At 39.6% G+C, this 5366-nt stretch carries 7 protein-coding genes; all 7 read right to left on the bottom strand.

Features of this window, described 5'->3' with window-relative positions; translation table 11 throughout:
- Positions 1 to 111 precede the first annotated feature (111 nt).
- Positions 112 to 297 carry a hypothetical protein gene (locus tag IM475_RS13845; protein WP_287658579.1) on the bottom strand — a complete coding sequence of 62 codons (186 nt, stop codon included), beginning with the start codon at positions 295 to 297 and terminating at the stop codon, positions 112 to 114.
- A 22-nt stretch (positions 298 to 319) separates the two neighbouring features.
- Complete coding sequence (locus IM475_RS13850; RefSeq protein WP_287727948.1) at positions 320 to 1117, bottom strand: Rpn family recombination-promoting nuclease/putative transposase; 798 nt, start codon at positions 1115 to 1117, stop codon at positions 320 to 322.
- Positions 1118 to 1297: an aspartate aminotransferase gene (locus IM475_RS13855; RefSeq protein WP_287727949.1), complete on the bottom strand. Its 180-nt coding sequence runs from the start codon at positions 1295 to 1297 to the stop codon at positions 1118 to 1120.
- A 4-nt stretch (positions 1298 to 1301) separates the two neighbouring features.
- Positions 1302 to 1412, bottom strand: a complete 111-nt coding sequence (locus IM475_RS23175; RefSeq protein ID WP_502865685.1) for a hypothetical protein — start codon at positions 1410 to 1412, stop codon at positions 1302 to 1304.
- 68 nt (positions 1413 to 1480) lie between these two features.
- Positions 1481 to 2311 (bottom strand): 4-hydroxy-tetrahydrodipicolinate reductase, encoded by an 831-nt coding sequence (gene dapB, locus IM475_RS13860; RefSeq protein ID WP_287658577.1) that lies wholly within the window; start codon positions 2309 to 2311, stop codon positions 1481 to 1483.
- A 428-nt stretch (positions 2312 to 2739) separates the two neighbouring features.
- Positions 2740 to 3579, bottom strand: coding sequence for an FkbM family methyltransferase (locus IM475_RS13865; RefSeq protein WP_287727950.1), 840 nt, complete (start codon positions 3577 to 3579; stop codon positions 2740 to 2742).
- A 22-nt stretch (positions 3580 to 3601) separates the two neighbouring features.
- On the bottom strand, positions 3602 to 4600 hold the full coding sequence (locus IM475_RS13870) for a glycosyltransferase family 8 protein (RefSeq protein ID WP_287727951.1): 999 nt from the start codon (positions 4598 to 4600) through the stop codon (positions 3602 to 3604).
- Positions 4601 to 5366 lie beyond the last annotated feature (766 nt).

Here is a 5366-nt window from a genome sequence, read left to right on the forward strand (position 1 = left end):
ATAAACTCCGCTATTTACAGAGTTTTATGTGTCAACATATCAGCTATGTACACTGGTTTAGGAAAATTGTCTATTCAATTTGAAAAATGGCGTTTTGGGGTTGTTATGTTCTTAAATGTAAAGTTTTGTTACGAGATTCAACGTTTCTGGTTCAATCTCTAGGTCTAAAGCTTGGGCAATTTGTTCTATAGTTAATCCTAAGGCCAATAAACGGGGAATAGAGTTTAATTTAGCGGTTAATGCTCCTTCCTCTCTGCCTTCCTCTAAAATATCTTGATAGATGACTGATTCTCTCATAATGTCACTCCGAAGGATTTTTTTAATCGTCTCTCGATTGTAATTTCTCGATTGCCTCGGGGGATAAATCGGTAAATCGGACGATTTCTGGGATAGAAAAACCAGCAGATAGCATTTTTAGGGCAATTTGTCGAGCTTTTTCGTCTTTGCCTTCCTCTTTGCCTTCCTCTCTACCTTCCTCTAAAGCTTCTTGATAGACTTTAGTTTCTCTTAAATCACTTAAACTAAACATTTTTTCAATCTCCTTACGGTTTAATTTGGGCAATTTATAAATGAGAATAGTCTCAATTAATTCTAGAATGTCCTGTCTTTTTAAAGACTCCTGAAATTGTTGTCTAACTTGTTGAATCAGTTCTTTTCCCTGTGCTAAGGTGTTGGGTTCCGATTCTACAATTAATTGTAACACTTTTACCCCCAGAGAATCCCCCTCATCTAACTGATTCAGATAATAACAGTTAACCCGGCCTGACTCAAAGAATTCTTGATAACGAGATTTCGGACTATTTTCAATTTCCCGATGCGGATAAATGATCACCCCTTGCCAATTGTTCTTACTCTCACTCTGATGAAAATAGAGAAATATTTCACTAAAAAAGCGCGAGTAAAACCGTTCATCTTTTTGAAATTGTACCTCAACAAAGTAAATCGGGTCATTAAGGTTATCGGGAAGAAAGACCCCATCTAAACGAAAAGCAAGTTGTTTAACTTCTAGGGAGGAAAATTGATAATGATTGACGGTTTCAGGGGGAAGATTGAGCAAATCAAAGAAACTTTCAGGAAAAGTCTCAAAGAGACGATAGAAAATACTGTCCGTTTTCACTCAATTTTGTCCCTCAATGACTTGTTGTACTTGTTCAATCTCTAAGTCTAAAGCTTGGGCAATTTGTTCTACACTTAATCCTAAGGCAAATAATCGGGGTATAGAGTTTAATTTAGCGGATAATTCTCCCTTCTCTCTGCCTTCCTCTAAAATATCTTGATAGATGACTGATTCTCTCATAATGTCACTCCGAAGGATTTTTTAAATCGTCTCTCGATTGTAATTCCTCGATAGTTGCGGGGGATAAATCGGTAAATCGGGCAATTTCTGGGATAGAAAAACCAGCAGATAGCATTTTTAGGGCAATTTGTCGAGCTTTCTCTTCTTTGCCCTTTTCCTCTCCTTCCTCTAGGATATCTCGATTTAGAGGATTTTTTCTAAACCGTAGACGAGGGATTGCAGCTGAGTAACTTTGCGGATAGAGAGGAGAACCCCCGGCATATAACAGGAGCGATCGCTGGTATCATGACGAAGGGTATAGATTTCTCCTGGTGAACCGAAAATGACTTCCTGGTGGGCAATTAAACCGGGTAAACGCACGCTATGAATACGGATGTTCTCAGCAGTTAAACCGCCTCTAGCGCCGGGGATGGTTTCTTTTTCGGAAACTTGGGCAGGATTAAAGGTTTTACCTAATTCGGCCAGTAATTCGGCGGTTTTAATGGCTGTGCCACTGGGTGCGTCTGCTTTTTGATTGTGATGCAGTTCGATAATTTCTACATGATCAAAGTAGCGGGATGCTTGCACGGCAGCCTGTTGTAGTAAAACCATGCCAAGGGAAAAATTGGGGATAACTAAACAGCCGGTGCTGGCTTTTTCGGCAAATTCGGCTAAATCTTGCAGTTGTGCCGCCGATAATCCCGTAGTTCCCACCACGGGACGCACTCCATAGGCGATCGCACTGCGGGTATTGTCATAAACACCGTCGGGATGGGTAAAATCCACCATCACCCCTTGCACTTTTTCCTGAGTTGCCAGGACTAAAACACTCTGTAAATCGTCGAGAATCGGCACTTCTAGGGGTTCACAACCGGCCACTTCCCCCACATCCTGACCTCGAAAAGCTGGATTTCGATCCACTGCACCCACTAAGATCATATCGTCGGCACGAGCAACGGCTTTAACGACTTCCCGTCCCATTTTGCCGGCTGCACCGTTGACAACTACGGGAATCGGGTTTCTATTTTCGGTCATAGTTAATTATTCTCCTTATATGTAGGGATTATGGACTGTTGGGGTGGAGGGGTATTTCAGGGACAAAGGAAAAAACCCCAACACCTAACCGCCTTTTGCCTAATCACTGAATTAATTATCCGTTTTCTCATGCACAATGATCGAGGGGTAGTTATGATAAAATCGTGATTATTTAGGGAAAATCTCGGTCGTTAACCCTCCATCCCATGCTTAAACTGTCGTTTTTAGGGATTGGAAGAAGGGCAAAAATATCAGGCGTACAGTGTAAAAGTGAGAAGGTCTAGAGCATTCTACATTTTGCGCTGTTCCTACGTCAATGGTGCTTTGTCTGGGTGATATTTTGGCAAATGTGAGATGCACCCTTAACCATATTTTATCACCTCAAACTAATCAACTTATTATTTGGCGAGTTCTAGCAGTTGTAAAAATTAATTGCTCGCTGAATTTTGATGATAAGATAAATTTTTAGTGATCACTTTCCACGCCGACTTTAAGGGGTTTCTGTTTTCCAATGCTTTTACAGAAACGGCAACAGTATCCATACTATTTAACTGCAACAATTGATATCCTCGTGCGCTCAAGAGACTCCGAGCGGATATCCTATCGCTATCCGAAAGATGTTTATGCTCGTACAGTATCAAACTAGGCTGAAACCGATCAATATCTATCATTTTCAGTACCTCGTAATCGAATCCTTCCGTATCTATGTGGATTAAGTCTACAGTGCCAACCGAGTTCCGGTTACATAACTCTTCAAACGTTATACATTCTACTTGAGTTTTCCGAATTAGTTGTTCTAGTTCTGGGATAAAATCAATATGTTTTAAGACATGAGATAAGGAAAATGAACCGATTTGATCGTACCAAACAGGCAAGGGAGAATCTGTCTCTTCAACATAGTAGAAGTCTTTAAACCCGTTTACCTCGGCAATCGCTACATTTTCCAACTTAAATCGACCATAATCACCATATTTAGAGCGTAATCTTTTGAATACATAGTCAACGGGTTCTATCATAATTCCACACCAGCGTTCATCTAGCATAAACGAACGTAGGGGATCACCGTAGCTAGAATCGTTTGAACCTACTTGAATAAAGAAAATATGCGCTTGCGAAATGGATAAACTGTAAAGCAGTGTATCGAGCTTATCCTTAAAGATTTTGTAGCGAAGACTAGGTGATTTAAAAATGCTCCAGAACTTTGACTGTTTGTCCGATCTTTTGCCGACTAATCGAGAGATATAAGTTTTAAGTTTTGCAAGTATCATGGCTAAAAAATTATAACTTTTGCTAGAAAATATTAGAACTAACTGATTTGGTTTTGAAATAGGCTAGAGCCTTGTTAAAATATCGGTTTAATCTTCTTCTCCATCCTTCTTTCGGTCGCCATCCAGACCAATCCGTTCGATCTAAGTATTCAAAAAATTGCTTTTCTGTATTCCTTAACGGAGAGAATTTAAATTTCCAAGGTTTATCATCTGATGCAAAATGTATTAGATAAGGAGCTTCCATAACCTGATGATAAACTTCCTCGGAAAAATGACTTTCTTGCCAAGAAGAAAATTTATTAGGAAGTTGATTCCAGCGTGGATCCAGTTTCCCCCAACAGCCCGCCAAAATAGCGTTGAGACCGTCCTGATCCCAGTAACGGAGACGGCTCCCATTTTCCTCTAGATAATTAATAACTTTAAAAGACATATCGTCTTCTCGCCATTTTTTTAAATTAAGAATCATTACCCCAGAGTTAAAATATGGCGTATCTGGGGATATTTGAAGTTCTTGATAAGTTTTTAAGCCATTTTTACTTGAGACTAGAGGACATCCCATATCTTGCACAGCAAATAAATATTGATTATCAATGTCAATTTTCCATAAATTGTTTAAATCTTCTTTCAAAATTAAATCACAGTCTAGATAAATAACTTTCTCAATCGACGGGGGTAAGAGATAAGGAATTAATAAACGATAGTAAGCGGCAATAGTAACATGACCCCAAGTCGGAAGTTTTTCCACGATTGTAAAGAACGCTGCTTCTTGAGGCTTTAGCCAGTTAAGTACCACTTCAACTTCTAATTTTTGTAGTGACCGAATCACCTTTTTTTTATTAGCATTGGTAATTCCCCCATCAATAACATAAATAAAAGCTTTCCCCTCTTTCAGGTTCTCTGCCAAGGAGTAAAGCATTACGCCAAGAGGAATTGCGTAATTGTTGTCCGCAGCACAGACGACTGTGGGTGTTTTAGTATTTTGCATTATCAACTCTTCGTGTCTTACAAGTTTAAATTCCATAGAAACAAGGTCAAAGAATCGCTTCTCTATTAGACATCTCTAAAAATTATAACCCAATTACAGCTTGCTTTTAGGCTCTGTCCTAATTTAAAATAGTTCAATGGCTGAAATGTATATCCATCTTGGCTAATTCAATTTCACCGAAAAAATATAGGACAATTAAAATCATTTCTATTTGGGTAAGTTTCTTAACTAGAAAGACTTTTAGCCTTTTAACGATGACGGCTCGCCTCCTCCGGATAACTGGTGTCGCAATGATGAGGGGAGCGGGATGAGCGAATCGGATTTGGCAAAAACTTCAGGGCGATCAGTGAGAACTACAAAAGGGCTATTATCAGTTATAGTACGAATATCCTCGGCGAGGGTAAGGGCATGATCTCGATATTTCTTCCCGACAGCTAGGGTGACGAAACAAATTTTCCTATCGATCAAACTCATAGGCTACTGTTGGTATTGTCTTGAACTGCCGCACACTCGGCGAGAATGCCCCCACACTGTACCATAGACCTATTGGTCTGTCAAGATTGAATTGAGAGATAAATCTCCCGGTGCTTCCCCTGCCCCTTCTGCTCTCCCTGCTTGTCTCCACTGATCCTTTTAAAATTGACAGAGTAAATCTATCGATTAAGTAGAGCTTGCTGAATAAATCTAAAAACCTTGTTGGGTAAGACTTTTAGACTTTTTGTCAATCAAAAAGTAGCAAATATGGGAGTGATCGGGGGGAAAATTCAGGGACTTTTTCCCTGAAAATTAGGTAATTGACCCC

The sequence above is a fragment of the Microcystis sp. M061S2 genome (assembly GCF_020245605.1).
Classification (GTDB): Bacteria; Cyanobacteriota; Cyanobacteriia; order Cyanobacteriales; family Microcystaceae; genus Microcystis.